30 protein-coding genes are annotated in these 26,221 nt (G+C 31.8%); 19 read left to right on the top strand and 11 right to left on the bottom strand.

Annotated elements, in window-relative coordinates; all coding sequences use genetic code 11:
• Positions 1-9 precede the first annotated feature (9 nt).
• The 6 genes from IAI56_RS04065 to IAI56_RS04040 all read left to right on the top strand — a co-directional run bounded on the left by IAI56_RS04065 (position 10) and on the right by IAI56_RS04040 (position 3,788).
• Entirely contained in the window at positions 10-1,350 is a 1,341-nt protein-coding gene (locus tag IAI56_RS04065; RefSeq protein ID WP_187656658.1) for a 2TM domain-containing protein, read from the top strand.
• The gene (locus IAI56_RS04060; RefSeq protein ID WP_187656657.1) at positions 1,341-1,673 is read left to right on the top strand and encodes a 2TM domain-containing protein; all 333 of its coding nucleotides are present in this window, start codon (positions 1,341-1,343) and stop codon (positions 1,671-1,673) included. Before IAI56_RS04065 ends, IAI56_RS04060 begins: the two co-directional genes overlap by 10 nt.
• Positions 1,674-1,675: 2 nt before the next feature.
• Positions 1,676-1,978, top strand: a complete 303-nt coding sequence (locus IAI56_RS04055; protein ID WP_239106992.1) for a 2TM domain-containing protein — start codon at positions 1,676-1,678, stop codon at positions 1,976-1,978.
• A gap of 2 nt (positions 1,979-1,980) precedes the next feature.
• A complete protein-coding gene (locus IAI56_RS04050) occupies positions 1,981-2,289 on the top strand; it encodes a 2TM domain-containing protein (RefSeq protein ID WP_187656655.1) in 309 nt (102 codons plus the stop codon).
• Between the two features lie 36 nt (positions 2,290-2,325).
• On the top strand, positions 2,326-2,970 hold the full coding sequence (locus IAI56_RS04045; RefSeq protein ID WP_187656654.1) for a DUF2306 domain-containing protein: 645 nt from the start codon (positions 2,326-2,328) through the stop codon (positions 2,968-2,970).
• A 62-nt stretch (positions 2,971-3,032) separates the two neighbouring features.
• Entirely contained in the window at positions 3,033-3,788 is a 756-nt protein-coding gene (locus IAI56_RS04040; protein WP_133532852.1) for a LytR/AlgR family response regulator transcription factor, read from the top strand.
• Position 3,789: 1 nt separating this feature from the next.
• On the opposite strand, the gene IAI56_RS04035 is transcribed toward IAI56_RS04040, so the two are convergent.
• The 4 genes from IAI56_RS04035 to IAI56_RS04020 form a co-directional block, all read right to left on the bottom strand.
• Entirely contained in the window at positions 3,790-4,089 is a 300-nt protein-coding gene (locus tag IAI56_RS04035) for a type II toxin-antitoxin system RelE/ParE family toxin (RefSeq protein WP_187656653.1), read from the bottom strand.
• Positions 4,082-4,330: a type II toxin-antitoxin system ParD family antitoxin gene (locus IAI56_RS04030; RefSeq protein ID WP_187656652.1), complete on the bottom strand. Its 249-nt coding sequence runs from the start codon at positions 4,328-4,330 to the stop codon at positions 4,082-4,084. Before IAI56_RS04030 ends, IAI56_RS04035 begins: the two co-directional genes overlap by 8 nt.
• A gap of 119 nt (positions 4,331-4,449) precedes the next feature.
• Positions 4,450-5,310, bottom strand: a complete 861-nt coding sequence (locus tag IAI56_RS04025) for an OmpA family protein (RefSeq protein ID WP_187656651.1) — start codon at positions 5,308-5,310, stop codon at positions 4,450-4,452.
• Positions 5,311-5,556: 246 nt separating this feature from the next.
• Entirely contained in the window at positions 5,557-5,949 is a 393-nt protein-coding gene (locus tag IAI56_RS04020) for a DUF1801 domain-containing protein (RefSeq protein ID WP_187656650.1), read from the bottom strand.
• A 157-nt stretch (positions 5,950-6,106) separates the two neighbouring features.
• On the opposite strand from IAI56_RS04020, the gene IAI56_RS04015 reads away from it, so the two are divergent.
• Entirely contained in the window at positions 6,107-6,598 is a 492-nt protein-coding gene (locus tag IAI56_RS04015) for a TlpA family protein disulfide reductase (RefSeq protein WP_187656649.1), read from the top strand.
• A 5-nt stretch (positions 6,599-6,603) separates the two neighbouring features.
• Positions 6,604-7,209, top strand: coding sequence for a thioredoxin family protein (locus IAI56_RS04010; protein ID WP_187656648.1), 606 nt, complete (start codon positions 6,604-6,606; stop codon positions 7,207-7,209).
• Between the two features lie 36 nt (positions 7,210-7,245).
• On the opposite strand, the gene IAI56_RS04005 is transcribed toward IAI56_RS04010, so the two are convergent.
• The 4 genes from IAI56_RS04005 to IAI56_RS03990 form a co-directional block, all read right to left on the bottom strand.
• Complete coding sequence (locus IAI56_RS04005) at positions 7,246-8,016, bottom strand: CDP-alcohol phosphatidyltransferase family protein (protein ID WP_133532864.1); 771 nt, start codon at positions 8,014-8,016, stop codon at positions 7,246-7,248.
• Between the two features lie 47 nt (positions 8,017-8,063).
• Positions 8,064-9,086: a COX15/CtaA family protein gene (locus IAI56_RS04000; RefSeq protein ID WP_187656686.1), complete on the bottom strand. Its 1,023-nt coding sequence runs from the start codon at positions 9,084-9,086 to the stop codon at positions 8,064-8,066.
• 72 nt (positions 9,087-9,158) lie between these two features.
• Positions 9,159-10,574, bottom strand: a complete 1,416-nt coding sequence (locus IAI56_RS03995) for a CCA tRNA nucleotidyltransferase (protein ID WP_187656647.1) — start codon at positions 10,572-10,574, stop codon at positions 9,159-9,161.
• A gap of 99 nt (positions 10,575-10,673) precedes the next feature.
• The gene (locus IAI56_RS03990; protein ID WP_187656646.1) at positions 10,674-11,240 is read right to left on the bottom strand and encodes an L-threonylcarbamoyladenylate synthase; all 567 of its coding nucleotides are present in this window, start codon (positions 11,238-11,240) and stop codon (positions 10,674-10,676) included.
• A gap of 75 nt (positions 11,241-11,315) precedes the next feature.
• On the opposite strand from IAI56_RS03990, the gene IAI56_RS03985 reads away from it, so the two are divergent.
• Positions 11,316-12,197, top strand: a complete 882-nt coding sequence (locus tag IAI56_RS03985; RefSeq protein WP_187656645.1) for a lysophospholipid acyltransferase family protein — start codon at positions 11,316-11,318, stop codon at positions 12,195-12,197.
• Here the strand turns inward: IAI56_RS03985 and IAI56_RS03980 are convergent, their stop codons facing one another.
• Positions 12,198-13,175, bottom strand: coding sequence for a stealth family protein (locus tag IAI56_RS03980; protein ID WP_187656644.1), 978 nt, complete (start codon positions 13,173-13,175; stop codon positions 12,198-12,200). It lies immediately after the preceding gene.
• A 113-nt stretch (positions 13,176-13,288) separates the two neighbouring features.
• On the opposite strand from IAI56_RS03980, the gene IAI56_RS03975 reads away from it, so the two are divergent.
• The 3 genes from IAI56_RS03975 to IAI56_RS03965 are packed head-to-tail and all read left to right on the top strand — an operon-like array spanning position 13,289 to position 16,084.
• A complete protein-coding gene (locus tag IAI56_RS03975) occupies positions 13,289-14,101 on the top strand; it encodes a glycosyltransferase family 2 protein (RefSeq protein ID WP_187656643.1) in 813 nt (270 codons plus the stop codon).
• Positions 14,102-14,134: 33 nt separating this feature from the next.
• The gene (locus IAI56_RS03970) at positions 14,135-14,950 is read left to right on the top strand and encodes a glycosyltransferase family 2 protein (protein ID WP_187656642.1); all 816 of its coding nucleotides are present in this window, start codon (positions 14,135-14,137) and stop codon (positions 14,948-14,950) included.
• A gap of 18 nt (positions 14,951-14,968) precedes the next feature.
• Positions 14,969-16,084, top strand: coding sequence for a glycosyltransferase (locus IAI56_RS03965; protein WP_187656641.1), 1,116 nt, complete (start codon positions 14,969-14,971; stop codon positions 16,082-16,084).
• Between the two features lie 28 nt (positions 16,085-16,112).
• On the opposite strand, the gene IAI56_RS03960 is transcribed toward IAI56_RS03965, so the two are convergent.
• Complete coding sequence (locus IAI56_RS03960) at positions 16,113-16,928, bottom strand: 2,3,4,5-tetrahydropyridine-2,6-dicarboxylate N-succinyltransferase (RefSeq protein ID WP_187656640.1); 816 nt, start codon at positions 16,926-16,928, stop codon at positions 16,113-16,115.
• A 158-nt stretch (positions 16,929-17,086) separates the two neighbouring features.
• Here IAI56_RS03960 and IAI56_RS03955 point away from each other — a divergent pair, with 158 nt between their 5' ends.
• The 4 genes from IAI56_RS03955 to IAI56_RS03940 all read left to right on the top strand — a co-directional run bounded on the left by IAI56_RS03955 (position 17,087) and on the right by IAI56_RS03940 (position 19,737).
• Positions 17,087-17,989 carry a copper resistance protein NlpE N-terminal domain-containing protein gene (locus IAI56_RS03955; RefSeq protein ID WP_187656639.1) on the top strand — a complete coding sequence of 301 codons (903 nt, stop codon included), beginning with the start codon at positions 17,087-17,089 and terminating at the stop codon, positions 17,987-17,989.
• A 6-nt stretch (positions 17,990-17,995) separates the two neighbouring features.
• Positions 17,996-18,412 carry a Holliday junction resolvase RuvX gene (gene ruvX / locus IAI56_RS03950; protein ID WP_187656638.1) on the top strand — a complete coding sequence of 139 codons (417 nt, stop codon included), beginning with the start codon at positions 17,996-17,998 and terminating at the stop codon, positions 18,410-18,412.
• Positions 18,413-18,532: 120 nt separating this feature from the next.
• Positions 18,533-19,120: a peptide deformylase gene (gene def / locus IAI56_RS03945; RefSeq protein ID WP_187656637.1), complete on the top strand. Its 588-nt coding sequence runs from the start codon at positions 18,533-18,535 to the stop codon at positions 19,118-19,120.
• Positions 19,121-19,257: 137 nt separating this feature from the next.
• Positions 19,258-19,737, top strand: coding sequence for a DUF5606 family protein (locus IAI56_RS03940; RefSeq protein WP_187656636.1), 480 nt, complete (start codon positions 19,258-19,260; stop codon positions 19,735-19,737).
• 72 nt (positions 19,738-19,809) lie between these two features.
• On the opposite strand, the gene IAI56_RS03935 is transcribed toward IAI56_RS03940, so the two are convergent.
• Positions 19,810-21,024, bottom strand: a complete 1,215-nt coding sequence (locus IAI56_RS03935) for a serine hydrolase domain-containing protein (protein WP_317192461.1) — start codon at positions 21,022-21,024, stop codon at positions 19,810-19,812.
• Positions 21,025-21,184: 160 nt separating this feature from the next.
• Between IAI56_RS03935 and IAI56_RS03930 the strand changes: the two genes are divergently transcribed.
• From IAI56_RS03930 to IAI56_RS03920, 3 genes are all read left to right on the top strand, one after another.
• Positions 21,185-22,387 carry an NAD(P)-dependent oxidoreductase gene (locus IAI56_RS03930; protein ID WP_187656634.1) on the top strand — a complete coding sequence of 401 codons (1,203 nt, stop codon included), beginning with the start codon at positions 21,185-21,187 and terminating at the stop codon, positions 22,385-22,387.
• A gap of 231 nt (positions 22,388-22,618) precedes the next feature.
• Positions 22,619-24,718, top strand: coding sequence for a glycoside hydrolase family 97 protein (locus IAI56_RS03925; protein ID WP_187656633.1), 2,100 nt, complete (start codon positions 22,619-22,621; stop codon positions 24,716-24,718).
• Positions 24,719-24,740: 22 nt separating this feature from the next.
• The gene (locus IAI56_RS03920; RefSeq protein WP_187656632.1) at positions 24,741-26,177 is read left to right on the top strand and encodes an MFS transporter; all 1,437 of its coding nucleotides are present in this window, start codon (positions 24,741-24,743) and stop codon (positions 26,175-26,177) included.
• Positions 26,178-26,221: the final 44 nt, after the last annotated feature.

The raw sequence follows: 26,221 nt of genomic DNA, 5'->3' as shown, positions 1-26,221 counted from the left end.
AAATTAGAAATGATTCAAAAATTAATCAGAGAGTTATTCAAATCCGTAATTATAGCCATTGTAATATTTATGGTATTGCTTGGAATTCGATATGTAGTTGGAGGAAAAATAACATTTGACCAAAATATGTTGTCAAACTTTGGTTATACGATGTTATACGGAGTTGTACTTTATCTTGTGAATGCTTTTTTATTTATGTATTTGGATAAAGTCTTCAAAGCCGATAGATTTTCACCAAGGAGAGTTTTAATTGGTTTTTTATCTTCCTTTTTATCATCTTTATTAGTCATCTTTTTGCTTCGTGTTTTCGAAGATGTAATCATAGAAGGAACCACTTTTACCGAATTCTTTTTGAGAGAAAGATTGGCTAACTATTTGACAGCTATCATTATTACATTTGTAGTTACACTAGCTTTTCATACCTTTTATTTTTATAAAGCTTACAATGAAAGCAAGGTTAAAGAACAAAAAGTTATTGCTGGAACTGCTTCAGCAAAGTTTGAAAGTTTAAAAAACCAAATTGATCCGCATTTCTTGTTCAATAGCTTGAATGTATTGAGTTCTTTGATTGAAGAAAATCCAGATAATGCACAACGATTTACGACTTCATTGTCCAAAATTTACCGCTACGTTTTGGAACAAAAAGACAAAGAATTAGTTCCAGTAGAAGAAGAATTGCAATTTGCAAAAACGTATATGAATTTGCTGAAAATGCGTTTTGAAAACAGTATCAGCTATGAATTACCAACCGATTTTGATAATTTAGAAGCTAAAGTCGTTCCGTTATCATTGCAACTTTTATTAGAAAATACCATAAAACATAATGTAGTAAGCGAGCAAAAGCCGTTGCACATTAAAATTTATATCGAAAACAATTATTTAATCATCGAGAATAATTTACAAAAGAAAGAAGTGCTTCAAGATAGAAAAGGCGTTGGACTGCAGAACATCGTTAATCGCTATGCACTGATTTCAGAACGAAAAGTTTTGGTGGAAGAAACATCAGAAGTTTTTAAAGTAAAAATTCCAATTTTAACCAAACAAATTGTCATCATGGAAACACAAAATATTTATAACGAAAATATGGCTTATGCCAAAGCTAAAGATAGAGTAAACCAATTAAAAGGATTTTATGGCAACTTAACTTCTTACTGCTTTGTTATCCCGATTTTAATTTTTATAAATCTAAGTACTTCAAATTTTCAGTGGTTTTGGTTCCCAATGTTGGGTTGGGGAATGGGTTTAACGTTTCACGCACTTGAAGTTTTCGGTTATGGAAAAACGTGGGAAGAAAAGAAAATTAGAGAAATTCTTGAGAAAGAAAACAATCAAAATAGCAAATGGAATTAGCCATGGAAAATCAAGACAGTAAGAGTATTTTAGAACAACTCGCTCGAGATAGAGTAAACAAATTAAAGAAGTTTTACACTCATTTGTTTATTTACGTTATTGGAATAGTGTTTTACATACTGAAAACATATTTTAATGTACCATTTAACTTTTTACCACTAAAATATATAAATGAATTTGTAATGTGGGTTTGGACTTTTTTCTTGGTAGTTCAAGGAATACAAGTGTTTTTTGCTGAAAAAGTTTTTGGTTCAAAATGGGAACAAAAGCAAATTGATAAAATACTGGATAAAGACAAAACATCCAATAATAAATGGGAATAATTATGGAAACGAATAATAACGAATACGAAAGATACCAAAAGGCTAAAAAGCAAGTGGAAGAAATCAAAGGGTTTTATGTTCATCTTTCTTCCTATATCGCAGTGATGATAGTGTTGATTTTTATCAATTTAAAATACACACCACACTATTTATGGTTTTTTTGGTCACTATTAGGTTGGGGAATTGGACTATTTATTCACGCTGCTTTGGTTTTCAAATTCTTTACCTTCATAGGAAAAGATTGGGAAGAAAAAAAGATTAGAGAATTTATGGAAGAAGAAAAATCAAAAAACAAATACAATTAATCATGGAAAATCAAGACGAAATTAGATATCAAGAAGCCGCAAAACGCGTAAAGAAAATCAAAGGATTTTATTCTCATTTAGGTGTTTATCTTGTTGTAAACATTATGATTTTTATAGTAAATGCACAAAGTGTTAACGAAGGCGAAAGTTATTTTCAATGGAAAACGTTGTCAACTCCTTTCTTTTGGGGAATTGGATTAGTGGCTCACGGACTTTCGGTTTTTCTACCATCGATGATTTTAGGTGAAAACTGGGAAGAAAAGAAAATCAAAGAATTATTGGAGAAAGAAAAGAACAATAAATGGGAGTAATTTTAAAACTCAATCACCAATAGATAATAAACGCCAATGGAAACTATTTTTACAATTTTACTAATTATTCACATTATCGCTGGAAGCATCGGATTGCTAACAGGAACGATAAATATCATCAAAAAGAAAGGCGATAAAACGCATAAAAGCGTTGGTAAGTTTTTCTTTTACAGTATGTTGATAAATGGTTTCGCAGGTTTCATAATGTCATTAATTCATAGAAATGATTTTCTGCTGATTGTTGCTGTTTTTTCTATTTATATGGTCGCAACAGGACAACGGTTTCTTTCTTTAAAACAGTTGAATAAAGAACAAAAACCAAAAGCTATTGATTGGATTTTGACTTATACCATGTTAGTTTTTGCATTCCTTTTCATTACTTACGGAAGTTATTTATTGATAAACAAAGTCTATTTTGGAATAGTACTTCTTGTTTTTGGAGTAGTTTGTTGTTTGATGGCAATAAAAGACATCAAAGTCTATAAAGGTAATATCAAAGAAAAAAACTATTGGTTGTTATTGCACATTCAAAGAATGGTTGGTTCCTATATTGCTGCATTGACGGCTTTTATCGTGGTGAATAATCATTTTTTGCCAGGTATTGTTGGTTGGTTGCTGCCAACAGTAATTTTCACACCATTAATTGTGAAATGGACGAAGCAATATAGAGTGCAAATTTAAAGTTCCATTTTACGCAGAATAAAGTTTAGAAGTCAAATCATCAAATCCACAAATAATCAAATATGAATATCATTATTATTGAAGACGAAAAACCAGCCGCACGATTATTGCAAAGAAAGGTTGAAAAATTAGGATTGCAAGTCAACACCATGTTGCATTCGGTTGAAGAAGCTATCAACTGGTTCAACAGTAACCAACATCCTGATTTGATTTTTCTGGATATTCAACTTTCCGATGGATTGTCGTTTGAAATATTTGAGCAAATCGAAATCAAAAGTGCCGTGATTTTTACCACTGCTTATGATGAATATGCGTTGCGTGCTTTTAAATTAAACAGTATTGATTATTTGTTGAAACCTATTGACGAAGACGATTTAGAAATTGCAGTTAATAAATTCAAAGCTAGAAACGTTGCAGCTCCAAGTTTGTCTTTAGACTTCGAAATGATTAAAAAAATGTTGGTTAACCCAATGGATCGCGAATATAAAAAACGCTTCACGATAAAAATGGGACAACAACTGAAAATGATTGCCATTGAAGAAGTAGAATGTTTCTACAGCGAAAACAAAGGAACATATCTGCATACATTGGATAATCGTGATTATTTGTTAGACAACACTTTAGAACAACTCGAAACCGAACTTGATCCAAAACTATTTTATCGAGTTTCAAGAAAATTCATCATCCCGATGAAAGCGATTAAGGAAATTCAGTTGCACAGTAATTCACGACTAAAAGTGATTTTACCAACCTACAAAGACGATGAGGTAATTGTAGCTCGTGAACGCGTTAATGATTTTAAGGAATGGTTGGGGTAATTTAATCCTGAATTCTATTTCTCAAATCCATCTGAGAATGTAAAAACCTTGTGATTTCTATCGTTTGGTTATCTATTTTTCGATAAAAAATGATATGTCTTCCAGATTTGTATCCAAAAATTTCTTTTGAAATTTCAGAATAATTTTTACCGAGATTTTGATTTCTTGCTAACTCTTTAAAATCGCTTAGAAGTTGAAAATAATATTTATCAGCCTGGCTTTCCGACCATTCTTGAAAGGTGTAATTCCAAATTTCAGATAAGTCATCAACAGCTTTATTGGTTAATAAAAAATTAGCCATTTTTTTTCTTTGCTTTTAGAAGTTCTAGATGATTTTTTGCATCAAAATTTTCAGCAATTCCACTTTCAATTCCTTGATGAATAGCATTTTTTAAGGCTAAAATTTTATTTTCTTCTTCTTCTAATAAGCGCAAACCAGCACGAATAACCTCGCTCGTATTTTTAAAACGACCTTGATTCACTTTTTTATCTACAAAATCTTCAAAATAATCTCCCAAAGAAACAGATGTATTTCGTCCCATAATTTTTAATTTTAATCAAAGTTACCAAAAATTGGTAATTTTTACAAAAAAAATAAAATTTACTTTTGCTCGCGAACGTGTGAATGATTTTAAGGAATGGTTGGGGTAAGATAAACTTTTCATTCGGTTTTTATAAACTCAACTCTTCTATTTTTTTCACGTCCTTCAGCGGTATCATTTGAAGCTATTGGCTGTGTACTTCCAAAGCCTTTATAAGAAAATCGACTCGTAGCTATACCTTTTGAAACAAGGTAGTTCAGAACTACCTTGGCACGTTCTTCAGAAAGTGATTGATTTTTAGCCTCTGTACCTTTGTTATCGGTATGACCTCTTATTTCTATTTTTATAGACAAATTAATTTCAAGTTGTTGGGCTAATTTATTTAAAGGCTCAAAAGATTGCTCCAATAAAATCGATTTGTTGGTTTGAAATAATACGTTTTCCAGAATGATAATTTCTTCATATTTATTAGCTCCTGGTAATCCATAAACACTTCCTAAGTCAAAACCTGGAGAGGAACCTTTATTGTCTTTACCAATTATTTTAATGTATTTAACTTGTTTTTTATAATTGATTTTTGCCAAATCAAATTCATTAACACTACCATCTCCAGCAACACCTAAAAAAGTATATTCTAAATTATCAGAACTTACAAATACATCAGCATATTCACCTGCACCACCAACTTCTTCAATAAAAATATCATTCTGTTGTGGTGCATCAATTATGTAATTATCAGTAAATCCAACAATTATATAGCTGTCTTGAGGTAAACTAATGAAGCAGTCATTTTTAAAGAAAAGAGAGTCTAAAGATACTGCGATTCTCTTTGACGGAACTTTTGAACCTCCATAAAACTTATCACGAGTTTTGGAAGTACTATTATAAGAGTCAATGATTGTATCAGGATATTGACTTTGGTTTTGAGAAAATAGAATAAAAGGTAGTAATAAGAAAAAAAGATGAAATGATTTAATCATGTTCAATTGAAAATTAAAATGTTTTTATACTAAACGTATAGACTTAATAATTATTGTTCAACTTTCTTCAGAATTGTTAAATAGGAGTTATAAAACTTTAATTTTAGTATTTAGCTCATGAAAAAAATCTTTTTTTAAGTAAAAGAAAGAAAAATATAATAAAAATTAACTTTCCAAACCAATAAAGACGATGAGGTAATTGTTGCTCGCGAACGTGTGAATGATTGTAAGGAATGGTTTGGGTATTTAAAAAAGTGGCTCAAGTTTACCTTTTCGTTTCACGATATTTTTATAATCCCATTGTATATTGAATGATTTTTCAACCCAGCGTTTTACATCGTCAGTATTTACTTGGTTTAAAGACGTGTAAGTTATGGAAGCATCTTTAAATTTTCCTGAGCCAATTTTTAGTTGTTCTTCATCAAAACTTGCGCCACTCCAAAACATCAATCGCAAACCGTTTTTCAGTTTGTCAAAACCAACAATTGGGTTTCCGTCTATAAACCAAACTGGATGTCGATGCCAAATTTTATTTTCGGTTGAAACCAAATTTGCTTCAATCGTTTCAAATAATCGATGTGCAATTTCCTGATAATTTTCATCCAAAAGCGAAATGTAATTGGTGATTTCTTCTCTCATAATTGTAGAATTGAATTACTAAAGTAAGGATTGTTTTTTAAAGAGTATTAATTCAATAGTACTTTTGTCACCCAGAGCGTATTCGAAGGGCAAAACAATAATAAAATTTTGTTAACACAAAACTGCTTCTTATCATAACTCACTAACTTCGTGGATTATGATAAAAAAAGCTGTTCATCATTTATTCGTTTTACTTTTCGTTACTTTTTCGGTTCAAGCGCAAGAAAAAGTTACGGTTTATGATACCTATGACGATTTTGCCACAAACATTTTGATAGAAGATGAAAACATTTATGTTATCAATTTTTGGGCAACTTGGTGTGCGCCGTGTATCAAAGAATTACCCTATTTTGAAAAATTAAATGCCGAGAATAAGAATGTAAAAGTCATTTTGGTCAGTTTAGACAGCAAGAAAGATTTAGACAAAAAACTCATTCCATTTATCGATAAAAGAAAATTGAAATCCAAAGTTTTGCTCTTAGCAGACAAAGATTATAATTCGTGGCTTTCGAAAGTAGATGCTGATTGGTCTGGTGCTATTCCGGCTACGTTACTTCTCAATAGGAAGAAAAAACAATTTGCCGAACGCGATTTTGAAAATTTTGATGAACTTAATCAATACGTAAACTCATTTATCAATCTAAAATAATAATTATGAAAGTAGTAACATTACTAATGATGTTTTTTTCTTCCTTTTTAGTTGGAGAAAAAACAGTATCAACTGGTTATCAACCAGGCGATAAAGCAACAGATTTTAAACTTAAATCGGTTGATGGAAAGCAATACAGCATGGCAAATTATAAAGATGCTAAAGGTTTTATTGTTGTTTTTACATGCAATACGTGCCCGTTTGCTGTAAAATATGAAGATAGAATTAACACTTTGGCAAAGAAGTATAAAGAGAAAGGTTATTATCTTTTGGCAATCAATCCAAATGATCCAGCGGCACAACCTGACGATACTTTTGAATTGATGCAAAAGAAAGCCAAAGAAAAAGGATTTTCGTTTCCTTACTTAGTTGATGAAGGGCAAAAAATCTATCCACAATATGGCGCAACCAAAACACCTCATGTATTTCTTCTGGATAAAAATCTTATCGTAAAATATATTGGTGCGATAGATGATAACACCGATGATGCTTCGGCAGTAAAAGAAAAATATTTAGAAAATGCCATTGCGGCTTTAGAAAAAGGAACTGAACCTTCTCCAGTGGTTACAAAAGCCATTGGATGTTCGATAAAAGTGAAGAAAAAAGCATAACAAATACAAAAAAAGACTTCAATTTGAAGTCTTTTTTTAGTTTATAAATCGTTTTCTAATCAATATTAATACAAAGATTAGAATGGAGAAAACAATAAAAAAGGGAACGATAAATTCAATCCAACCTAAAGGTAGCATTACCGCTATAATCAATAATTGAAATCCTAAACCATAAATTGAAAGTAGTGTCATAAACCAGTTTGGAAATGTCTTGACTTTGTAGGCATCATTGTCTAAAGCGTGTATCATTTTATCAAAACTACCATAAACTACAGTATAAATTTTAAATAAAACATCAACGGATTTTTGAGTTTCGCCTGGCAAAGCTTTGGGCGTTTTGTATTCAAACACTTTACTCGTTGTATCGCCACCAACAGATTTGTTTCTCAAGATAACATAATAGTAATTGTATAATGTTCCTTGGAGCTGAATACAAATAAAAGCCAATAAACTAAACCAAATAGTAGTTTTTGAAACATAACAAATGGTCATTAAAAACAGAAAATTTAAAATAATATCAAAAACACTATCCAAATATCTTCCCGAATAGGATGGCGTATTTTTCATTCTTGCCAGTTCACCGTCAGCTGCATCAATGCCCGATTTTAGCACGATAAAAAAAGCGGCTAGCCAATATTGATTATTTATGATAAAATAAATAGCTAATATTCCAGAAATTCCGAAAAGGAGCGTAACATGAATAGGAGTAAAGCGAGTTTCTTTTAATTGATTAGCAAAAAATCTCCCGAAAGATCTTCCATAATCTGATAAATCTAAAAATTTATCTTCTTTGGCAAGTTTTGACATTTAAATGGTTAACAAGTAACTGCGACAATATAGTCATGAAAATCGTATTATTTTGATAATCGATGTAATGTGTATGTCATTGCTGACAACAGAAAGAAAGCCATGATTTGATGGGTTAATCCCAGCCAAAGCGGAACAGCGTATAAAAGCGTAAAAACACCCAGCCCAAATTGTAAAAAAACCAAAATAACCAAAGCATTTAATCCATTTTTTTGTTGGGTTGAAAGCGAATATTTTTTGCTTTTGAAATATAAAAATAAAATTAAACCAACAACCACATAAGCCATTGTTCGGTGAACAAATTGAACACCACTTTTTCCTTCGGTGAAGCGAAGCAACCAACTGTCATATTCCAATTTTATACTTTCATGAAAAAATTGACCATCACTCATTAATGGCCAATGATTATGAATTAATCCAGCATTTAAACCAGCTACAAATCCGCCATATATAATTTGAATAATTAGAAAAACTAAAGTAATTCTGGCTAGTTTTTTTAGCGAAATAATCACTTCATTTCGTTCAGGATAAATTAAATCCAATGCAACCCAAAGCGTATAAGCAAAGGTTATAAATGCAAAAGTCAAATGTAAAGCCAATCGAAAATGACTTACATCTGGATTGTCAATCAAACCACTTTTTACCATAAACCAACCCAAAAATCCTTGAAATCCGCCCATAAAAAGGAGAACAAAACATTTTTTAAGTGTGGCTTTATCAATTCGTTTTTTGATTAAAAAGTAAACAAACGGAATAATGAAAACCAAACCGATAATTCGACCAATAAAACGGTGAAACCATTCCCAAAAATAGATAAATTTATAATCGTCGAGTTGAAAATCGTTATGAATATTAATCTTTTGGTATTCGGGAAATTTCTTGTATTCGTCAAAAGCAGCTTGCCATTTTTCTTCACTCATTGGTGGGAAAGTATCGGTAACCAAATGCCAATCAGTCATTGATAATCCTGAATTGGTTAGTCGTGTAATTCCACCAACAGTTACCATTATAAAAAGTAAAATACATCCTGAAAGTAGCCAATAAATGACTGATTTATCTTTTTTCACAATTTTTTATTTTTACAAAATTAAGTATTGATGAATAAAAAAACATATAACAATAGTTAATCTAATACCAAAATTTTATATTTTTTTCAATCCTAATTTTTCTGCTCTTTTTAAAACAAAATCCAAAGCCGCTTGATACTCATTTTGAATTTCTCCTTCGAGAATGGCTTCTTTTACGGCTTCTTTTAGAATGCCAATTTCACGAGATGGCTTTAAGTTGAATAGTTCCATAATTTCTTCTCCCGAAATTGGTGGTTGAAAATTTCGAACACGATCACGTTCTTCTACTTCAATGATTTTCTTGCGAACAATATCAAAATTATCGTGGTATTTCTTGAATTTCTTCGGGTTTTTGGTGGTAATATCAGCTTCACAAAGTGTCATTAAATTATCAACATCTTCGCCGGCATCAAAAACCAATCGTCGTACAGCCGAATCAGTAACAATTTCTTCTGCCAAAACAATTGGTCGCGAACTCATCATCACCATTTTTTGAACAAACTTCATTTTATGATTTAATGGCATGTGCAAACGCTCAAATATTTTTTTGACCATTTTTCCGCCCAAAAATTCGTGTCCGTGAAATGTCCAACCTTGTTTTTTATTGAATTTTTTTGTTGGTGCTTTTCCAATATCGTGCAACAATGCCGACCAACGAAGCCACAAATCATCAGTATTTGGACAAATATTGTCGACAACTTCTAAGGTGTGATAGAAATTGTTTTTATGTGTATGACCTTCAATTTCTTCTACATTGTTTAACGCAGTCAATTCGGGTAAAATAATATCGAGTAAACCAGTTTTGTATAAATGTAAAAATCCAATGGACGGTTTTTCGGTTGCCAGAATTTTGTTTAATTCATCCACAATTCTTTCACCTGAAATAATTTTTATTCGGTCTTTATTATCGGCAATGGCTTGTAACGATTTTTCTTCGATGGTAAAATTTAATTGCGTAGCAAAACGAATTCCTCGTAACATTCGCAACGGGTCATCAGAATAGGTAATGTCAGGATTTAAAGGCGTTTTGATAATTTTGTTTTCTAAATCCTGCAATCCATTGAACGGATCAATCAGTTCACCATAATTAGTTGGATTTAATGAAAAAGCTAACGCATTTATAGTAAAATCACGTCGATTTTGGTCATCTTCTAATGTTCCGTTTTCAACAGTTGGATTACGGCTTTCTTCTGTATAACTTTCTTTTCGCGCGCCAACAAATTCAATGTCAATTTCTTTGTGACGAAGCATTGCTGTTCCATAATTCTTAAAAACTTGAACTTTAGGTTTGTTTGGCAACAATTCCGAAACCTTTAATGCCAAATCAATTCCAGAACCAACAGCTACAACATCAATGTCTTTTTTAAAATCGCGTTGCAATAAAAAATCACGAACAAAACCACCAATAACATAACTTTCAAGGTTAAGTTCTTGGCTCGCTTTGGAGATTATTTCAAATATTGGATTGTTTAAGGCTGTTTTGTAGTTCATAATTTATTTTCAATCTTGTCATTCCGAGGAACGAGGAATCTCATAATCAGAATAGTTTGATGAGATTCCTCGTTCCTCGGAATGACAACGAGTAGTGTTTTATTTACGTATAATTGTTACTTGACTATCATTGGTCAACTTAATAATCGTTGATGGTTTGTCACAAATTTTTTCGCGGTGCAAATTTACAACATAGTCAACACCATTTATAATTTCGGGAGCAATTTCTTTGAAAGATTTAGGGGTAAACATACCCGAAATATTTGCTGAAGTCGATACCAATGGTTTTTTCATTCGCTCCATCAATTTGAAGCAAAAAGGTTCTTTGACAATTCTTACTCCAAGAGTTTTGTCTTCCGCAATAATGTTGTCAGCTACGTTTCTCGGATTATCTAGAATTAAAGTGGTTGGTTTCTCGGATAAATCCAAAATTTGCCAAGCTACTTCTGGAATTTCTTTGAAAACATTGTACATCATTTTTTCGCCATTCATTAAGCAAATCATACTTTTGCTCTCTTCGCGTTGTTTTAAAGCGTAGATTTTTTTGATTGCTTCTGGATTTGTAGCATCACAGCCAATTCCCCAAACCGTATCAGTTGGATAAAGAATAATTCCTCCGTTTTGGATTACTTCAAAGGCTTTATGAACTTCTTCGTTGATATTCATTTTTTTCAAAATTTTAGCAAAGATAAGGTAAACAATCAGAATTTAGTTTTGGTTATATTTGCAAAAAAAATAAAAATGCAATTTCTACTTTATATACTTTTATACCCAATCCTTTTTTTAATTTCAATTCTGCCGTTCAGATTGCTGTATATTTTTTCCGATTGTGTTTATATTTTGGTTTACCGAATTATTGGTTATCGAAAAAAAACAGTTCGAGAGAATCTAGCTTTGGCTTTGCCTCATTTGAGTGAAAAGGATCGACTTCTTGTAGAAAAGAAATCATATAAACATTTGTGTGATATGTTTCTTGAAATGATAAAAACAATGACGATTTCGGTAAAAGAAATCGAGAAAAGATTTGTTTTGAAGAATGTAGATTATTATTTAGAAATAGAAAAACAAGGAAAAAGTATTGCTTTAATGTGTGGTCATTATGCTAGTTATGAATGGAGTATTTCTATTAATAGCCGAATTACTTTTGAGGGTTTTGCCATTTACAAACGAATAAATAATAAGTATTTTGACGATTTAGTAAAAAAAATACGTTCACGTTTTAAGGCATACTTGATTACGACCAAAGAAACCGTTCCAACTATTGAATCAAACAATGAAAAAGGAGTCAAAGGTTTGTATGGTTTTGCCAGTGATCAATCACCACAAGTAAAACAAAAAACCTATTGGAGTAAATTCATGGGAATTGAAGTTCCTGTTTATACTGGTGCCGAAATGCTTGCTAAAAAGTTTGACATGAACATTATGTTTATGAAAATTAAAAAAGTAAAAAGAGGTTTTTATGAAATGGAATTTGAATTATTAACCGATGATGCCAAGTCAGTTCCTGATTTTGAAATTACGGAAACATTTCTAAGAAAAGTAGAACAACAAATACTTGAAGCTCCAGAATTTTATCTTTGGACGCACAAAAGATGGAAACATAGGAATAAGAAACCTATATAATTATTTTAAAATTCTATCCAACCAATTTAAGATATAATCAATTTTTTCTTTGGGGTAAAGATCCAAACTTTGAATGTTTACGAATAGTTTGCTTTTGTCTTTTTCAGTTAAAAACAACTTCGATTTTATCCAAAGCATCGATTTTTCGGTAGAACCAAAATGAACTAAGTTGTAGTTTTTTTTCAATTCATAAGTATTGTTCAATATTTCCAAATGTGCTGCATGAAGTTGTATCATAAAATGAGAAGAATCTCTAAAACGATGTTTGATACTGTTAATCATAATGTCAGTATTTTTATCGAGATAATCGTTGAAGGGTGATTTTCGCATTGGAAAAGGCGTGTGACTAACTTTTAAATACTGATTCATTTCGAGCATTTTGGCCGAGTTTTCTTGAGATTTTTTATAAGTAACTTTTGAAATGCGTCGTTTTTTGATGCCAATTTTTCTCAAAAATTCTTTAAAACTATTAGTGTCAAAATTGGTCCATTTTCCTCTCAAAACTGGATAACCATTGGCTGTAAAAAAATCGGTTGGTTTGGTTTCTTTTACAATAAACATATCGTCGTTAAAATAAATGAAATGTTCAGCCAAATCGGGAATTCGCGACATCATCGTTTCAATTGGATAGCAGTTGAACGTTGGTAAATACTGTTCAAATCCTTTAAAAATGACTTTATGATCAATGATTTTTACGTTTTCAAATTCCGAATTATTGGATTGATTTTTTAAAAACGAAGGAATTTGATTGTCTGTAATGATGTAAATATTTCGAACATAAGGCGCAAATCGTTGTATTGATTTTACACAATATTCAATCTCATCAACTTGTAAATAGCGCGTTAAAAAACCTTTTTTATCCAGTAAAGATTTGTTTTCAACATATTGCGATAATTTTTGGATATGCTTTTCATCGCTTCCATCAACCCATAAAATTACAGCATCGATATCAAAATTGCTTTTCAGTTGATTGGTCATTTGTTTTGAGATTGGTCTTAGTATTTTTGGTAAAATTAGTTTTTTTTTCAATCCTAAAAAACGATAGTCCAACTTTTGCTTAAAATCCAATTTATTCTTTATGTTTGTATAGTATGAAGTTGTCCATAATTATCTCTACTTACAATTCCGAAGAATGGTTGCACAAAGTGTTGCTGGGATATTCTGTACAGTCAGAAAAAGATTTTGAGATAATCATTGCCGATGATGGTTCGACTTCAAAAACTAAAGCAGTAATTGATTTTTTTCAGCAAAAGTTTTTGCATCCCATTCAACACGTTTGGCACGAAGATTTAGGTTTTAGAAAATGTAAAATTCTCAATCAAGCCATACTTCAATCCAGTTCTGACTATTTGCTTTTTACCGATGGTGATTGCGTTCCAAGAAAAGATTTTGTGGAAACACATTTACAATACAAGGAGAACGGATTTTTTCTTTCAGGTGGTTATTTTAAATTGCCAATGTCGATTTCCAAAACTATTTCAGATGACGACATTATCAATCAAGATTGTTTCAAAATTTCTTGGTTGAAAAAGCAAGGATTGAAAACAAATTTCAAATTATCAAAGCTTACTGGAAATCGTTATTTTGCTGGTTTTATGAATTGGATTACGCCAACAAAGCGTTCTTGGAACGGACATAATTCTTCCGGATTTAAAAATGATATTCTAGCGATAAATGGTTTTAATGAATTGTTAGAATATGGTGGCGAAGATCGAGAAATGGGTGAACGATTGTTTAATAATGGGTTGTTGTCTAAACAAATACGCTATTCGGCAATTTGTGTTCATCTCGATCATACTCGAAGTTATGTCAATCCCGAAAAAGTGAAATTCAATTCCGAAGTTCGAAAATTTAATCAAAAAAATAAAGTTACTTGGATAACATCAGGAATTGACAAAGAATAAAAAAGTGTAATTTTGCAACGAAAATTAAAATAAATGGAAATATCGGTCATATTTAGTACTTATAATTCAGAAGAATGGCTTGAAAAAGTGATACTAGGTTTTAGCGTGCAAACGTTTCGAAACTTCGAAATTATAATTGCCGATGACGGTTCGCGTGAAGCTACCAAAAATTTGATAGATAAATTAAGAACCGAAATTGATATTCCAATTATTCATGTTTGGCAAGAAGATAATGGTTTTCAAAAATCGCAAATTTTGAATAAAGCCATTTTAGCTTCAACTTCCGATTATTTAATTTTTACTGATGGTGATTGCATTCCAAGGAAAGATTTTGTAGAAGTTCATGGTAAGTTCAGAGAAAAAGGTTATTTTCTTTCAGGTGGTTATTTTAAATTGCCAATGGATATTTCCAAATTAATTTCAAAAGACGATATTATCAATCAAAGATGTTTTGATTTGAATTGGTTAAAAGCCAATGGTTTGCCGTCAAGTTTTAAAAATATTAAATTTTTAGCCTCGGGTTTAGGTTCCAAAATCTTAAATTTTGTAACGCCAACTAATGCTTCTTGGAACGGACATAATTCTTCGGGTTGGAAACAAGATTTGATGGAAGTCAACGGTTTTAATCAAGAAATGCAATATGGCGGACAAGATAGAGAATTGGGCGAAAGGCTTTTCAATAAAGGTTTGAAATCCAAACAAATACGTTATTCAGCTATTTGTGTTCATCTTGATCATAAACGCGGTTACGTAAACGAAGAAACATGGAAAAAAAATCATGCCATCCGAGAAAACACCAGAAAAAATAAAGTAGTCAAAACACCAATCGGTATTGATTCTAATCTTTAATTAAACTCAAAAAAAGCTATGCGTATTTGTATAACTCGTTCCAGTAGAAATGCTTATTCCGAAACTTTTATTCGTGATCAAATTGCGGGTTTTAAAAATTGGGCTGATGTTTATACTATTCATAGCGGACGACTTCCTGAGAAAAAAGAAGATGGAACTTTGTTGACGTCTAAATTTTTATGGGCAATTCACAAAGTGGTAAAATTGTTTTTAGGAAGAAACAATTTCTTCGGAAATTATGCCGTAAAAAAATACCTGAAAGACAATAAAATCGAAGTTGTTTTGGCAAATTATGGAATGCCTGGCGCGCACATGGTACCAGTTTGTAAAGCGTTGAATATTCCTTTAGTTGTAATTTTTCACGGACATGATGCAACCGATAAAAGACTTTTGAAAGAGTACAAAACTAAATACAAAGCAATGTTTGAATATGCAACTTTCACCATTGCGGTTTCAGAAGTCATGAAAAATAAGTTAATAGCAGTTGGAGCAATTCCCGAAAAACTGAAGCTTATTCCTTATGGTGTTGATGTTTCAAAATTCAAACCAATATCCGAAAACAACAATACCAATACTTTTCTAGCTGTTGGACGATTTACAGAAAAAAAAGGTCCACTGTTTACCATTCGAGCGTTCAATAAAGCATTACAACAATTTCCCGAAGCTAAATTAGTTATGGTTGGTGGAAAAACCGGTTTGTATGAAGAATGTCAAAAACTAGTTGATGAATTAAATATTTCAAATTCGGTTCATTTTACTGGCGTTCTTAATTCGGATGAAATTGCTAATTTGATGGGGAATTCATTGGCATTTGTACAGCATTCTATCACAGCTTCTAATGGCGATATGGAAGGAACACCACTCGGAATTCTAGAAGCAAGTGCTTCGGCTTTACCAGTTGTAAGCACACTTCACGGCGGAATTAAAGAAGCCGTAATTCACGGAAAAACAGGTTTTTTAGTTGAAGAAAAAGACGAAAATGCTATGGCAGATTTTATGATACAACTTCTAGAAAATCCAGCAAAAGCTAAAGAAATGGGACAAGCAGGAAGAGAACATATTATTGAAAACCACTTCCAAGAAAAGCAAATAAAAAAAATCTATGAGCTTGCCCAATTGGCGATAAACTCATAGATTTTACTATATTTTTTATTTCAGAAAATTAAACTGCTACATCATATTCTCTCAATGCATTATTAAGAGATGTTTTTAAATCGGTTGATGGTTTTCTTGTTCCAATGATCAATGCGCATGGAACTTGATAATCGCCAGCAGCAAATTTTTTAGTATAACTTCCTGGAATTACAACCGAACGTGCCGGAACAAATCCTTTATATTCAACAGGTTCATCGCCAGTAACGTCAATAATTTTGGTAGAAGCAGTTAAGCAAACATTGGCACCAAGAACAGCTTCTTTTTCTACACGAACACCTTCAACCACAATACATCTCGAACCAATAAATGCGCCATCTTCAATAATTACTGGTGCAGCTTGCAATGGTTCCAAAACACCGCCAATTCCAACGCCACCAGAAAGGTGAACGTCTTTACCAATTTGAGCACAACTTCCAACCGTTGCCCAAGTATCAACCATTGTTCCTTCATCAACATAAGCGCCAATGTTTACATAACTTGGCATTAAAATCACACCTTTAGAAATGTAAGCACCATATCTTGCTGTTGCTGGTGGAACAACTCGAATTCCTTTTTCGGCATAACCTGTTTTCAAAAGCATTTTGTCATGATATTCAAAAATGCCTGCTTCCCAAGTTTCCATTTTTTGAATTGGAAAATACATTACAACCGCTTTTTTTACCCATTCATTTACTTGCCAACCAGTAGAACTTGGTTCAGCAACACGCAAAGTTCCTGCGTCAAGCAAAGCAATAACTTCTTTGATAGCGTTAATTGTTAATTCTTCTTGTAGTAAAGCTCGGTTGTCCCAAGCCGTTTCAATAACGTTTTGTAATGTAACCATGATTTTTTGAATTTTGACAAATATACTTCCAATTTTTAATTCTACAATCGTGGAATTTTACTTTTTAAATAGTTAAAAAATAATGTTAAACTGTTCTAAAGAAAAACCAAAAATAGTAAGTTTGTAGTAGAAATAATCCTAACCAAAACAGTTGTATAATGAAATCAAAATTAGTGACATTAGCTATGGTTTTTAGTTTTTTATTCGCTTGTCAACAAAAAGAGACAGAACAAAAAAACACTCAAAAAGATACCGTTTTATCTCAAGTAACGGATGGTCATAATGCCAAGAGTTCTATAGATTATGTTGGAATTTACAAAGGTATTTTGCCTTGTGCAGATTGTGAAGGATTAGAAACTACGGTTGTTATTAATGAAAATAACACTTATTGTGTTAAAACTAAATATCTAGGAAAAGGTGAGAAAGTTTTTGAAAAGAAAGGAACTTTTTCATGGAATAAATCAGGAAATACAATCATTTTGAACGATATGGAAAACGCTCCAAAATTCTATTTTGTGGGTGAAAATAACTTAACTCAACTTGATATGGAAGGTAAAAAAATCACTGGCGGTTTGGCTGAAGATTACATATTATCAAAACAACACGTTTCCAATGTAACTATGGAGAATTCAGAACATGATAATCAATCAACTGTAAACTTGAATGATAGAATTGAGGCTAAAACTATAATCAAAAAAGGAAATCCAGCGGTAGGAAAGTTTACTTTAGCAGAAACAAAATGGAAATTAGTAGAATTGAATACCAAAGTAATCAAACAAAAAGGCAAAAAGGATTATTTCTTAAAATTGAATTCCAAAGACGGAAGATTTTCTGCTTTTGCGGGTTGTAATAATATGATGGGAAATTATGTAATGAAAACCAGTTTTTCACTGTCTTTTTCGACAGTTGCTTCTACCATGATGGCTTGTCCTGAAATGGATTTGGAACAAAAATTTGTCAAAATGCTTGAAAAAGTAGATAGTTATGTAATTGTTGAAGATGAACTTCAATTAGTTAAAGGAAAAATGGCACCATTAGCTCGATTTAAAGCGATAAAATAACAAAATATGCCAAGAATTTTAGCCATCGATTATGGAATAAAACGAACCGGAGTTGCCGTTACCGATGAAATGCAAATCATTGCTTCGGGTTTGACAACCGTTCCGTCCGAAACAGCTATTGCTTTTCTAAAAGACTATTTTTCAAAAGAATATGTAATAAAAGTGCTGATTGGCGAACCAAAGCAAATGAATGGTTTAGCTTCTGAAAGTACACCGATTATCGAAAAATTTGTAGCTGATTTTAAAACCGCTTTTCCCGAAATGAAAGTAGAGCGAGTGGATGAACGCTTTACTTCAAAAATGGCTTTTCAAACCATGATTGATAGCGGATTGAAGAAAAAAAAACGCCAAAACAAAGCTTTGGTTGACGAAATTGCCGCTACAATTTTACTCCAAGATTATTTACTCCGAAAAATGATTTAATTTCATTAATTTTGCCACTTTAAAAAAACAGAAATTAATTAAGATAAAGACGATAGACAAATAGATAAAAGAATGAAATATCTAATATCTAAAATCTAATATCTAAAATCAGCAATCAAAATGATTATCCCAATTTATGGATATGGTGAACCGGTTTTAAGACAGGTTGGAGCAGAGATTTCGCCAGAATATCCAAACTTAAAAGAAATTATTGCCAATATGTATGATACCATGTACAATGCATATGGTGTTGGTTTAGCTGCGCCACAAGTGGGTTTGGCTATCCGTTTGTTTATTATCGATACCGAACCTTTTAGTGACAGCGATGATTTGTCAAAAGAAGAACACGAACATCTAAAAAGCTTCAAAAGAACGTTCATCAATGCCAAAATGTTGAAAGAAGAAGGCGAAGAATGGGGTTTTAACGAAGGTTGTTTGAGTATTCCAGACGTTCGCGAAGATGTTTATCGAAACGAAAGAATTACGTTAGAATATTATGACGAAGATTTCAATAAAAAAACGGAAGTTTTCGATGGATTGATTGCTCGCGTAATTCAGCATGAATACGATCATATTGAAGGAATTCTTTTTACCGATAAAATTTCGATGTTGAAAAAAACATTGATTAAAAAGAAACTCCAAAACATTATGGATGGAAAAGCGCGACCAGATTACCGCATGAAATTTGCTAACAAAAAAGGAAGATAATTTTCAATAACAATTACAAAATCAATAACAAAAATCAAGCGTTTTGCGAAAATAGAAAATTTAAACTTCACAATTGAAATTGAACTTTGAAATTGATTTTTGATTTATATATTTGTGCCCTTAATTAAACAAAAAAGATGAACGTAGATAAAATATTAGCTATTGCTGGAAAACCAGGATTATTTGAATTAAAAATACAAACTCGTTCAGGGTTTTTAGCAGAATCGCTGTTAGACGGAAAAAAAATTACTGTTGGAATGAGAAGTAATGTTAGTTTATTGTCTGAAATTTCAATGTACACATACAGTGAAGAAAAACCTTTAGTAGAAATTTTGAGAGCAATTGCCATCAAAGAAAACGAAGGTCCAGCAATTTCTCATAAAGAAGACAACACAAAATTGGTTGCTTATTTCAAAGAAATTCTTCCTGATTATGATGAAGAAAGAGTTTATGCTTCTGATATTAAAAAGCTTTTGAATTGGTATAATATTCTTCAAGCTAAAGGTTTAGTTTCAAAAGAAGAGCCAAAAGTGGAAAATGCTGAAACAATCAAAGAAGAAGTTGTAGAAGAAGTAAAAGCAAAAAAGGCAACTAAAAAAACTAAAAAAGAAGAATAGTTAATTAGGCATGTTTACAACAAAAAAGCCTATTTTTAGATTAATCTAAAGATAGGCTTTTTTGTTTTTTTATTAATCATCACTATTTTCATTTGGAGAAAATGGATAATCACCAAAAAGGCCAGCAAGCTTTTTAGATTGATAAGTTTTCTTGGTGTATTTGTTGGATAAAGTAATAATTGTCACTTTTTCCTTTCTAAGATTTATAAAAGAAGAAGTGTTTCCGTGCCACCAACCATTATGAAAATAAAATGGTTCGCCTTTTTCAAATTCAATCATTCTAATACCTAAACCATAATTTTTCAAACCTTTGCTTTCGTAACTGTAACCTTGATATACTTTTTTAATCAATTCAGGATTTAAGAAAAATGGTGCATATCGTGCGGTATCAAATTTCAGTAAATCACGTGGCGTGGAATAAATGTTTTTGTCGCCATAAATTCCATCCAAATAATCGGTGCCAATTTCCATATTATTACCTTTGTATGAAGGAACAATGTTTTCGCGGTCTTTTTCAAAATCGCAAACATAGGTATTGGTCATTCCAAGTGGTGTGAAAATCATTTCTTTCATTGCTGCTGGAAATTTCATTCCGGTGATTTTTTCCACAATTAAAGCTAATACAGCATAATTGGTATTGCAATAACTAAAGTTAGTATCTGTTTTTCGCTCAAGCGGAATTTCTTTATCAATCATAACCTTAATAATGTCCTCGTTGGTCAAGGTTTTCTTTTTGTCCCAATTGTTGTTTTCATATGTAAAGTAGGCGTAGTTTTTTATTCCGCTTCTGTGATTTAAAAGTGTTTGCACGGTTACATCTGGATAAGGGAAATTGTTAATAATTGTATTAACTTTTTGATCAAGCGCAATTTTTTTGGCATCAATAAGCATCAAAACGGCTGTTGCAGTCAAAATTTTACTTACCGAAGCGGTATGCAAAGGTGTGTCTTTGGTAATCATTTCATCGGTTCGCTTGTTGGCAAAACCCATGTAGTTTTCATAAATAATCTGTCCATTTTTAGCAACCAAAAAAGCTACATTATCATTTTTCTCTGACCAAGTCTTTTCAAAAAAAAATGATGCACCATATTTTTTATCGGCTAAAAAATCAGCAGAAAGCTTTGGCAATTCTTCTTGTAAAGGTTGCATTATTGGAATTCCGTTTTCGTTGATTTTAACAACGTCTTCTTCGATTTTTTCTTGTTTGGAACACGAGCTAACGGCAATAGTTGTAATTATAAAAAAGGATAGTAATAGGGAAATATATAGAATAATTTTATTTTTCATTTTCATAAATATGTGGAATAACAAATATAATTATTCAAAATGGGTTTATAGAACAAAAACGACAAACCTTTCAACATGTTTTCCACAATATTATTTTATAAAAAAAAGTTTTGAAAACGTTTTCGTTACCTTTACTTTTGGGCAATTAAAATTTGAGGTAATGAAATTTGGAATTATTAAAGAAAGAAAAAATCCGCCAGACAGGCGTGTTGTTTTTACTCCCGAAGAATTAGTAAAGTTGAAAACGAAATATCCGGAAGCTGAAATTAAAGTTGAAAGTTCAGATATTCGAGTTTTTTCAGATGAAGAATACGCTAATCTTGGAATTGAAGTTGCTACAGATATATCGGATTGCGATGTTTTATTTGGCGTAAAAGAAATTCCAGTTGACGCATTACTTGCAAACAAAAAATACTTTTTCTTCTCGCATACCATTAAATTTCAACCTTATAATAGAAAGTTACTGCAAGCTATTTTAGAAAAAAACATCGAACTTTTTGACCACGAAACCATAGTTGATGCCAATAACAGACGATTGATTGGTTTTGGGCGATATGCAGGAATTGTTGGTGCTTACAACGGTTTTAGAGCTTTTGGAATTAAATATGATTTATTTACATTGCCCAAAGCTGAAACACTAAAAAGCAAAGACGATTTAATAGTTAGACTAAAAAGACAAATTCTTCCCAACATAAAAATTGTGTTGACTGGTCACGGAAAAGTAGGAATGGGTGCAAAAGAAATTCTAGACGGAATGAAGGTAAAACAAGTTTCGGTGGATGATTTTTTGAATAAAATTTATACACAACCCGTTTATACTCAAATTGATGTTTTAGATTACAACAAACGAAAAGACGGTCAAATTTTAGACAATCAAGATTTTTATAAAAATCCAAAAGATTATATTTCTGATTTTGAACGATTTACCAAGGTAGCGGATATTTATATGGCAGGACATTTTCATGGAAATAACGCACCTGATATTTTAACTCGTGAAATGTTGAATTCGTCAAAAAATAAAATTCAAGTTGTTGCCGATATTTCGTGTGATGTTAACGGACCAATTGCTTGCACTATTAAAGCATCAACTATTGCGGAACCGTTTTTTGGGTATTTGCCAAGCGAAGATAAAGAAGTTCCATTCACTCATCCAGGTTCAATCATGGTGATGTCGGTAGATAATCTTCCATGTGAATTGCCAAAAGATGCCAGCGAAGGTTTTGGCGAAATGTTCATGCAACACGTTATTCCTGCATTTTTTAATAATGATAAAGACGGAATTCTACATCGTGCTAAGATAACCGAAAATGGAAAATTAACACCACGATTTGCTTATCTTCAGGATTATGTTGATGGAAAATAAATAAAGTCCCGATATAATCGGGATTTTTTTTTCAGACTTGTTAAAAATGGTAAAAGAAATCGTTTTCGTTAATAACTATTTTTGTTCTCTGTTAGTAGAATTTGCGATTAAATGTATTTTTATGAAAATTATATCAGCATTTTTTTGAATGTATTAATTTTTAGTATTAAAAAATAACAAAATAGAAAAGTTAGTACCACTTTTTCTGTAAAAATTTTCAAAGTATTTTAGATGAAAAAAATTCAAATTTTAGTATTACTTTTTTTGGTTTCAGTTGTAAATGCTCAAAAAGTTCAATCACCTTCCAAATCTTTAACAGTTAATTTTGGTTTAGATAATGAAGGAAAACCAAATTATTATGTAACTTTAAAAGACAAGAAAGTAGTAAATCAGAGTTTTTTAGGTTTAAAACTAAAGGATGGAACCGATTTTACTAAAGGATTTACAGTTGAAAATAGTAATACATCAACCTTTGACGAAGTATGGAAACCTGTACTTGGTGAACAAAGTGCGATTAGGAATAATTATAATGAGTTAGTAATTACTTTGGTACAAAAAGCAAATGATAAAAAGCTTTCGATTATTTTTAGAGTTTTTGATGAAGGTGTTGCTTTTCGATATTCTTTTCCTAAACAACCTAATCTGAACTATTTTGTGATTTCAGATGAAGTTTCTGAATTTAATTTAACAGGAAACCATAATTCATTTTGGATACCTGGTGATTTTGATAGTCAGGAATATGAGTATAATGAAACACTTTTGTCAGATATTGATACTCAAAAATTAAATTTGAATAACGGAATAGGAGTTAAGTCTATTTCAGGAAAACATGTAGTTCAATCACCATTAATGATGAAATCAAAAGATGGTGTTTATTTGAATATTTTTGAAGCAGCAGTTGTTGACTATCCAGTGATGCATTTGAATTTAGATACTAAGACTTTTGGTTTTACTTCGTTATTAGTTCCAAATGCAATTGGAGATAAAGCTTATCTAAGAACTCCGTCTGTTTCGCCTTGGAGGACAATCATAATAAGTACTGATGCTAGAGATATTTTAAATTCTAAAATGATTTTGAACTTAAATGAACCTTCAAAAATTGAAGACACTTCTTGGATAAAACCTATGAAGTATGTTGGAATTTGGTGGGAAATGCACGTTGGAAAATCAACTTGGGATTATGCAGGAAGTCAAAATGCTCAAAATACAGAGTCTCGCGAGTTGATAGCCAGTGGCAAACATGGTGCAACTACAGAAAATACTATGAGATATATTGATTTTGCTGCAAAGCATGGTTTTGATGGAGTTCTTGTTGAAGGATGGAATGTAGGTTGGGAAGATTGGTTCGGTAATTGGAAAGAAGACGTTTTTGATTTCATAACGCCATATCCAGATTTTGATTTAAAAGCAGTTAACGATTATGCCAAATCTAAAGGTGTAAAAATGATTATGCATCACGAAACTTCGGGTTCAGTGGCTAATTATGAAAGGCATTTAGACCGAGCAATGGATTTAATGAAACAATACGGTTATCCAGCGGTAAAATCAGGTTATGTTGGAAAAATTATTCCGCGTGGCGAGTTTCACGATGGACAAACTATGGTAAACCATTTCAATTTTGTAGCTAAACGAATGGCAGACAATAAATTAATGGTTAATTCTCACGAAAGTTCACGACCAACAGGTTATCACAGAACCTATCCAAATTATATTGCAGCAGAAGCAGCTCGAGGAAATGAATTTAATGCATGGAGTAATGGAAATCCACCAATGCACGAAACAATACTTCCGTTTACACGACTTCTTGGTGGACCAATGGATTACACACCGGGAATTTTTGAAATCAAAATGAGCTTTTACGACAAGACTAAAAAAGAGCAAGTACATACCACTTTAGCAAAACAACTAGCATTATATGTAACCATGTATTCGCCTTTACAAATGGCTGCTGATTTACCTGAAAATTATGAAAAACACCTTGATGCATTTCAATTTATAAAAGATGTTCCAGCAGATTGGCAAGAGACTAAATATATTGAGGCAGAACCTGGAGATTATATCACAGTTGCGAGGAAAGATAAAAAATCTGAAAAATGGTTTTTAGGAGCAATTACTGATGAAAATGCACGTCAAACAGAAATAATACTAGATTTCCTTTCTCCAAACAAAAAATACGAAGCGGTTATTTATCAAGATGGTAAAGATGCTGACTGGGAAAAGAACCCAAAATCATATGCTATAAAAACTATACAAGTTACTTCTAAGTCAAAAATTAAATTACTTTTGGCCAAAGGTGGAGGAACTGCTATTTCTTTTAAACCAATTAACTAAACCAAAATTTAAAAATTTATTTATGAGTACTAACCAAATTAAAACCAATTGGGCACAATTTATTCCCTTGGTAACTGTTTTCTTCTTTTGGGGATTTGTTGCTGCAAGTAATGATATTTTAATTCCTGTTTTTAAAGAAGCATTTGATTTATCACAAGTAGAAAGTCAATTGGTTTCTTTGGCATTTTACATTGCTTATACTGTTGGTTCACTTTTGTATTTATTGATTTCGTATGTAACCAAAGGCGATTTAATTAACCGAATTGGCTACAAAAATTCGCTAGCATTAGGATTAGCGATTTCGGCTTTAGGAACTTTATTGTTTTATCCTGCGGCAAATACTGGTTCGTTTCCATTAATGCTTTCAGGATTGTTTATCGTAGCTTTAGGATTTTCGTTACAACAAACAGTAGCAAATCCATTAGCGATTGCCCTAGGACCAATAACAACAGGTTCACAACGTTTAACAATGGCTGGAGGAATTAATAACCTTGGAACAACAATTGGACCATTAATTGTGAGTTTTGCTATTTTTGGTTCTGCTACTTCCGAAAAAACAGAAATGAGTATTGAAAGTGTAAAAATTCCTTATTTGGTTCTTGGAGCAGCATTTTTATTGGTTGCTATTTTATTAAAGTTTTCATCAATTCCAGATAAACCGCAAGCTATTTTAGAAACAGAAAGTGAAGCAAGTTCAGCAAGAAGTTCGGCGTTGAAATATCCTCAATTAGTATTGGGAATGATTGCCATTTTTGTTTACGTTGGTGTAGAAGTTTCTACAGCAAGTAATTTGCCAGCGTATATGGAGAAAAATTTAGGGTTTTTAACTAAAGATATTGCGCCTTACATTTCGTTATATTGGGCAAGTTTGATGATTGGTCGTTGGACTGGAGCTGTTGAAGCGTTTACCGATAACATGAGCACACAAAAGATATTGCGTTTCATTGCACCTTATTTAGCATTTGGAGTTTTCTTGTTGGTTAATGCTATTGCAAAACACGATTTGACACCATTTTATGTATATGCTTTAATCATTTTAGTATTGATTGCTGCTGATATTGCTAGTAGAGGAAATCCAGCACGAATGTTATTGATTTTCTCCGGTTTAGGAATTGCAGCTTTATTGATTGGAATGGCAACTGACGGAATGATTAGTGTTTATGCATTTACAAGTGTTGGATTATTTTGTAGTACGCTTTGGCCATGTATTTTTACATTAGCTGTTAGTGGTTTAGGAAAACACACTAGCCAAGGAAGTAGCTTCTTGATTATGATGATTATGGGTGGAGGTTTTGTAAGCTTACTGCAAGGTTATGTAGCCGATGTTACAACCATTCAATCGAGTTATATTGTCGGTGTACTTTGTTTTGCCTATTTGGCTTTCTACGCATGGAAAGTAAGCGGAATTCTAAAACAACAAGGTATTAGTTTTGATAAAAAAGTAAGTGGTGGACATTAATCGTAAAAATGTAAATTAAAAACAACCCTGTCATGTATAAATAT

Source organism: Flavobacterium macrobrachii (assembly GCF_014486675.1).
Taxonomy (GTDB): domain Bacteria; phylum Bacteroidota; class Bacteroidia; order Flavobacteriales; family Flavobacteriaceae; genus Flavobacterium; species Flavobacterium macrobrachii.
Note: the sequence above shows the minus strand (reverse complement) of the source record. Positions and strands in the feature narration are given on the sequence as shown.

Coding starts and splice junctions, on each gene's coding strand:
- IAI56_RS04060 (WP_187656657.1), top strand. CDS start 1,341: ATGGAATTAGCCATGGAAAATCAAGACAGTAAGAGTATTTTAGAACAA.
- IAI56_RS03940 (WP_187656636.1), top strand. CDS start 19,258: ATGAACGTAGATAAAATATTAGCTATTGCTGGAAAACCAGGATTATTT.
- IAI56_RS04040 (WP_133532852.1), top strand. CDS start 3,033: ATGAATATCATTATTATTGAAGACGAAAAACCAGCCGCACGATTATTG.
- IAI56_RS03965 (WP_187656641.1), top strand. CDS start 14,969: ATGCGTATTTGTATAACTCGTTCCAGTAGAAATGCTTATTCCGAAACT.
- IAI56_RS03975 (WP_187656643.1), top strand. CDS start 13,289: ATGAAGTTGTCCATAATTATCTCTACTTACAATTCCGAAGAATGGTTG.
- IAI56_RS04020 (WP_187656650.1), bottom strand. CDS start 5,949: ATGAGAGAAGAAATCACCAATTACATTTCGCTTTTGGATGAAAATTAT.
- IAI56_RS04005 (WP_133532864.1), bottom strand. CDS start 8,016: ATGTCAAAACTTGCCAAAGAAGATAAATTTTTAGATTTATCAGATTAT.
- def (WP_187656637.1), top strand. CDS start 18,533: ATGATTATCCCAATTTATGGATATGGTGAACCGGTTTTAAGACAGGTT.
- IAI56_RS03980 (WP_187656644.1), bottom strand. CDS start 13,175: ATGACCAATCAACTGAAAAGCAATTTTGATATCGATGCTGTAATTTTA.
- IAI56_RS04065 (WP_187656658.1), top strand. CDS start 10: ATGATTCAAAAATTAATCAGAGAGTTATTCAAATCCGTAATTATAGCC.
- IAI56_RS04025 (WP_187656651.1), bottom strand. CDS start 5,310: ATGATTAAATCATTTCATCTTTTTTTCTTATTACTACCTTTTATTCTA.
- IAI56_RS04045 (WP_187656654.1), top strand. CDS start 2,326: ATGGAAACTATTTTTACAATTTTACTAATTATTCACATTATCGCTGGA.
- IAI56_RS03920 (WP_187656632.1), top strand. CDS start 24,741: ATGAGTACTAACCAAATTAAAACCAATTGGGCACAATTTATTCCCTTG.
- IAI56_RS03935 (WP_317192461.1), bottom strand. CDS start 21,024: ATGAAAAATAAAATTATTCTATATATTTCCCTATTACTATCCTTTTTT.
- IAI56_RS04035 (WP_187656653.1), bottom strand. CDS start 4,089: ATGGCTAATTTTTTATTAACCAATAAAGCTGTTGATGACTTATCTGAA.
- IAI56_RS04010 (WP_187656648.1), top strand. CDS start 6,604: ATGAAAGTAGTAACATTACTAATGATGTTTTTTTCTTCCTTTTTAGTT.
- IAI56_RS03985 (WP_187656645.1), top strand. CDS start 11,316: ATGCAATTTCTACTTTATATACTTTTATACCCAATCCTTTTTTTAATT.
- IAI56_RS04050 (WP_187656655.1), top strand. CDS start 1,981: ATGGAAAATCAAGACGAAATTAGATATCAAGAAGCCGCAAAACGCGTA.
- IAI56_RS03995 (WP_187656647.1), bottom strand. CDS start 10,574: ATGAACTACAAAACAGCCTTAAACAATCCAATATTTGAAATAATCTCC.
- IAI56_RS03970 (WP_187656642.1), top strand. CDS start 14,135: ATGGAAATATCGGTCATATTTAGTACTTATAATTCAGAAGAATGGCTT.
- IAI56_RS04055 (WP_239106992.1), top strand. CDS start 1,676: ATGGAAACGAATAATAACGAATACGAAAGATACCAAAAGGCTAAAAAG.
- IAI56_RS03955 (WP_187656639.1), top strand. CDS start 17,087: ATGAAATCAAAATTAGTGACATTAGCTATGGTTTTTAGTTTTTTATTC.
- IAI56_RS04015 (WP_187656649.1), top strand. CDS start 6,107: ATGATAAAAAAAGCTGTTCATCATTTATTCGTTTTACTTTTCGTTACT.
- IAI56_RS03960 (WP_187656640.1), bottom strand. CDS start 16,928: ATGGTTACATTACAAAACGTTATTGAAACGGCTTGGGACAACCGAGCT.
- IAI56_RS03925 (WP_187656633.1), top strand. CDS start 22,619: ATGAAAAAAATTCAAATTTTAGTATTACTTTTTTTGGTTTCAGTTGTA.
- IAI56_RS03990 (WP_187656646.1), bottom strand. CDS start 11,240: ATGAATATCAACGAAGAAGTTCATAAAGCCTTTGAAGTAATCCAAAAC.
- IAI56_RS03930 (WP_187656634.1), top strand. CDS start 21,185: ATGAAATTTGGAATTATTAAAGAAAGAAAAAATCCGCCAGACAGGCGT.
- ruvX (WP_187656638.1), top strand. CDS start 17,996: ATGCCAAGAATTTTAGCCATCGATTATGGAATAAAACGAACCGGAGTT.
- IAI56_RS04030 (WP_187656652.1), bottom strand. CDS start 4,330: ATGGGACGAAATACATCTGTTTCTTTGGGAGATTATTTTGAAGATTTT.